Below are 4,907 nucleotides of genomic sequence, written 5' to 3'. Positions count from 1 at the left end.
CCATGCACCGACACCCGAAGCCAGGCCACCACCTCCTATAGGCAGAATTAAATAATCAATAGGCTCATTGAATTGTTGCAATATTTCCAAACCAATTGTTCCCTGTCCTTCTATGGTTTTAGGATCATCAAAAGGGTGAATAAAAGTCTTAGCCAATTCTTTAGCATCAGCAATGGCTTTCGAAGAAGCATCATCAAAGGTATCTCCCGTTAAGAATACTTCCACATAATCACCACCAAACATCTTAACCTGCTTAATCTTTTGTCGAGGCGTCGTTTCGGGCATATAGATACTTCCAAAACATTTCAATTTCTGGCAAGAGTAAGCCACACCTTGAGCGTGATTACCCGCACTTGCACAAACAATTCCTTTATCCAAACAAGCTTTGCTTAGGCTTGATATTTTATTATAAGCACCTCTTATTTTATAGGAACGAACCAATTGCAAATCTTCTCTCTTAAGGTGAATATTTGCATTATATCTGCTAGATAGATTCAAATTATTGAGCAAAGGCGACACCACGACGACATCCTGAACCTTCTGATTCGCCTTGACTATCTCCGACATTTTCGGATAATATTCTTTCTTATTTTCTGACACAATTTTCCCTTTTAATTTAAGCTTGCTCAGAGACAAATCTCTGAGCAGCTAACTTCATCCTATTTATGAGGGTAACCAATCCTCAATATCAAGATTAACTACGACTTATAATTCTTTACGAAATCAGCTAACCAATCACCAACTTCAGTAGTGCTATATGCTTTCTTGCCATCGGCAATGTCTTCTGTTACGACTCCTGCTTCAAGTGCCTCATCAACCGCTTTACGAATTAAAGCGCCCTCCTTCATCATGCCAAATGCATACTCAAACATCATGGCAGCCGAAAGAACTGTAGCACATGGGTTGGCAATATTCTTACCAGTAGCCTGAGGATATGAACCATGAATTGGTTCAAACACAGAGGTGTGAACGCCAATAGATGCAGATGGTAACATACCCATTGAACCGGAAATAACACTGGCCTCATCAGTTAGAATATCTCCAAACATATTCTCCGTTACCATCACATCGAAACGCTTGGGCCATGTAATAATTTGCATGGCCGCATTGTCAACAAACATATACTCTACCTCTATTTCAGGATATTCAGGTTCGATTCGTTGCGCCGTTTCTCTCCACAATCGAGACGTTGCCAAAACATTGGCCTTGTCAACAATGGTCAGTTTCTTTCGACGTTTACCTGCAAACTCGAATCCCAAACGAACAATTCGCTCAATTTCTTCCACTGTATAAACACAGGTGTCGTAGGCTGTTTGTCCATCTTCAGAACGTCCTTGTGGTCGACCAAAATAAATACCACCTGTAAGCTCTCGAATACACATAAAATCTGCCCCATCAACAAGTTCTGTTTTCAAAGGCGATTTATGAATCAAAGATTTGAATGTATTTACAGGGCGCAGATTGGCATATAAACCTAGTTTCTTACGCATAGCCAACAAGCCTTGTTCGGGACGCACCTTTGCTGATGGATCGTTATCGAACTTTGGATGACCTATGGCACCAAACAAGATAGCATCCGAATTCATACAAATCTCGTGCGTATCATCAGGATACGGATTCCCTACCGCATCAATGGCACTTGCACCCACAAGGGCGTCAGTATATTCAAATTGATGATTGTACTTTTCTGCTATTGCATCAATGACTTTACGTGCTTGTGCAACTATTTCTGGTCCGATACCATCACCGGCTAAAACTGCAATTTTATATGACATGTTTTGTTTATTTTTGAATGAGTGAAAAGGAGTTTTCTGTTATCAGTTATCAGACTGACTTTAACCTTTAACTTACTTCATCTCTATTAGATTAAGCATTCGGGTTGTAGCTTTGATAGCTGCTTCTGTCTGATCCGGATCTAAGCCTTTCGTTTTGAATTCTGAATCTTTATAATTCCAGGTGATAATGCATTCAACCAAAGCATCTGTTTTACCTCCTGGAGGAATTCGTAAAAAGTAATCCGTTAAGCTTGGACGATCTTTACCTACTTTGTCATAGATACCCCAAAGGGCATTCATATAAGCATCGTATTGTCCATCGCCAGAAGCTGTTCCCTCGTGTAATTCCCCATTAATTTCCAAATTAATGGACGCGAAAGGGCGCATACCCTTGCTAAGAGATAAAGAATAATGTCTCACACGAATTGGCATTTCATCCATAACCTGATTCAAAACATCAGCAACAATATAAGGCAAGTCTTCAGTTGTAAGCTGTTCTTTCTTATCACCCAACTCAATAACTCTTTGAGTTACCTTAAGCATGGTTTCTTCCTCCAGTGTTATGCCTAATTCTTCAAGGTTCTTCAGGATATTTGCCTTACCTGATGTTTTACCTAGAGCATATTTTCGCTCACGACCAAAACGTTCAGGCATCAGTCTATTGAAATATAAGTTATTTTTGGAATCACCATCAGCGTGTACCCCACAGGTTTGAGTAAAGACGCTCTCTCCTACAAGAGGTTTATTAGCTGGGATTCGCACTCCAGAAAAACTCTCTACGATACGACTTACAGAATTGATTTTCTTTTCTTCAACACCTGTACAACAATTCAATTGATCATTCAAGATTCCTATAACAGAAGCCAAAGGCGCATTACCAGCTCTTTCGCCTAAACCATTGATTGTGGTATGCAAACCATTTATGCCAGCCTTTACAGCTGAATAGACGTTAGCCACTGCCAAATCATAATCGTTATGAGCATGAAAATCGAGGTGTAAATCAGGATATCTATCTCTACAAGCTTTGCAAAATTCATAGGCTTGTTCTTGATTCAATATCCCCAGGGTATCGGGCAACATGAAACGCATAATGTTTTCAGATTTTAGCTCCTCCAGCAAGAACCAGACATAGTCCTTTGAAGTCAACATGCCATTGGACCAATCTTCTAAATAAAGATTGACTTTAAGCCCTAATTCTGTAGCATAAGCAACAGCCTTCTTTATATCTGATACATGTTCGCGGGGTGTTTTCTTCAACTGTCCTTCAAGATGATTCAAAGAACCTTTGGATAGAAGATTAACAACACGACAACCACTCATCTTGATCCAATCCAGTGATGCTGTCCCGTCAATAAAACCTAGCACTTCGATGCGATCCAAACAAGCATGCTTCTCCGCCCACAGGCAAATACGCTGCACGGCCTTAAATTCACCTTCGGATACTCTTGCAGAAGCAACCTCTACACGATCGACTTTCAGAGTTTTGAGCAACAGCTTGACGACACCCAGTTTTTCATCGGCATTGAAGCTTACTCCAGAGGTTTGTTCTCCATCCCGAAGAGTGGTATCCATTATTTCTATCCTTCGCTGCTTGTCCATTTTTTTATATTTCCTTGTTTAAGTCACAACCCTTCCAGATATTGACATTTCAATTCTCGTGTTAATCAAAGCTTGTTTACTTTAAGCTTGATTCCTCAAAAGCTTGAATATTATCCTTTCTATTAAGGAGGTAATCGATATCATCGAATCCATTTAATAAACAGTCTTTTTTATAGGGATTAATCTCAAACTGACAAGCTTCATCATTATATTTCAGCTCTTGTTTTTCCAGATCAACAATTACTTTCTGAGAATGATCTTTCTCAATAGCCTTGAATAGTTTTTCCAGGAATTCAGAAGATACTTGAACTGGCAAAACACCATTATTCAATGCATTATTTCTGAAAATATCGGCAAAGAAACTACTGATTACAACTTTGAAACCATAATCGGCAATTGCCCAAGCGGCATGTTCTCTTGATGAACCAGATCCAAAATTCTTTCCGGCTACCAATACTTTTCCTGAATATTCAGCTTTATTTAATATAAAATCTTTCACGGGTTCTCCTGAAGGTGAAAAACGCCAATCGCGAAATAGGTTTTCTCCAAAACCATCGCGGCTGGTTGCTTTTAGGAAACGAGCGGGTATAATCTGATCTGTGTCCACATTCTCGTTGGGAAGTGGCACACAAGATGATTCTAATAATGTAAATTTATCTACGGACATTTTTGAATGTTTAATAATGAGTAATAGGTTTAAAAGTCAAAAGGTCGAAAAAGTCAAAGAGTCAAAAAATATAAAGCTTCTATTGAACTAATGACCAATGACTAATTCATTACAAGAATTCCCTTGGATCACTAATCACACCTGTAATGGCGGAAGCGGCTGCAGTGAGCGGACTTGCCAATAAAGTTCGCGAACCTGGCCCTTGTCTTCCTTCAAAATTTCTATTGGATGTGGAAACACTGTATTTACCAGCAGGAACCTTATCATCATTCATTGCCAAACAAGCTGAACAACCCGGTTGTCTCATTTCAAATCCAGCCTCTTCTAAGATTTCAACTAAACCTTCTTCAATCGCCTGTTTTTCCACTAGTTTCGATCCTGGAACTATCCATGCCGTGATTGAATCGGCCTTTTTGTGTCCCTTCACCAAAGCAGCAAATGTTCTCAGGTCTTCGATTCGACCATTGGTACAAGACCCAACAAAAACGTAATCCACCTTTTTACCCAGGATTTGCTCTCCCAGTTCATAATCCATATAAGCCAATGACTTTTTAAACGATGGCAGCTCCGAAGCTTGAATATCAGATTCAGAAGGAATAAAAGCCGTAATTCCCATTCCCATACCCGGGTTAGTTCCATAAGTAATCATGGGTTCAATATCTTCAGCCTTATAGGTATATTCCATATCAAACTGAGCACCTTCGTCGGTTTTTAAAGTCTTCCATTTTTCTAATGCTTGTTCCCAAACCTTTCCTTTAGGTGCATGCATTCTACCTTTCACATACTCAAATGTCGTTTCATCAGGAGCAATCATTCCCCCACGAGCACCCATCTCGATACTCATATTACAAACCGTCATTCGACCT

5 protein-coding genes are annotated in these 4,907 nt (G+C 39.7%); all 5 read right to left on the bottom strand.

Annotation, left to right across the window (positions count from 1 at the left end; genetic code table 11):
* A partial coding sequence (locus ABY905_RS14075; protein WP_372644962.1) for a pyridoxal-phosphate dependent enzyme occupies positions 1 to 600 on the bottom strand: 600 nt, incomplete at its 3' end.
* 98 nt (positions 601 to 698) lie between these two features.
* The gene (gene leuB, locus ABY905_RS14070; protein ID WP_372644960.1) at positions 699 to 1,775 is read right to left on the bottom strand and encodes a 3-isopropylmalate dehydrogenase; all 1,077 of its coding nucleotides are present in this window, start codon (positions 1,773 to 1,775) and stop codon (positions 699 to 701) included.
* Between the two features lie 72 nt (positions 1,776 to 1,847).
* Positions 1,848 to 3,374, bottom strand: coding sequence for an alpha-isopropylmalate synthase regulatory domain-containing protein (locus tag ABY905_RS14065; protein ID WP_372644958.1), 1,527 nt, complete (start codon positions 3,372 to 3,374; stop codon positions 1,848 to 1,850).
* Between the two features lie 76 nt (positions 3,375 to 3,450).
* Positions 3,451 to 4,041 (bottom strand): 3-isopropylmalate dehydratase small subunit, encoded by a 591-nt coding sequence (gene leuD / locus ABY905_RS14060; protein ID WP_372644956.1) that lies wholly within the window; start codon positions 4,039 to 4,041, stop codon positions 3,451 to 3,453.
* Positions 4,042 to 4,150: 109 nt separating this feature from the next.
* Positions 4,151 to 4,907 (bottom strand): aconitase family protein (locus ABY905_RS14055; RefSeq protein WP_372644954.1); only part of this gene is annotated, 757 nt, incomplete at its 5' end.

Origin of the sequence: Ancylomarina sp. (assembly GCF_041555295.1) — a bacterium.
GTDB lineage: Bacteria > Bacteroidota > Bacteroidia > Bacteroidales > Marinifilaceae > Ancylomarina.
This window is presented reverse-complemented; position numbering and strand designations above follow the sequence as displayed.

What these genes read in the sequence shown, in the direction of transcription:
- leuB (WP_372644960.1), bottom strand. Translation starts at nt 1,775, where the DNA reads ATGTCATATAAAATTGCAGTTTTAGCCGGTGATGGTATCGGACCAGAA.
- ABY905_RS14065 (WP_372644958.1), bottom strand. Translation starts at nt 3,374, where the DNA reads ATGGACAAGCAGCGAAGGATAGAAATAATGGATACCACTCTTCGGGAT.
- leuD (WP_372644956.1), bottom strand. Translation starts at nt 4,041, where the DNA reads ATGTCCGTAGATAAATTTACATTATTAGAATCATCTTGTGTGCCACTT.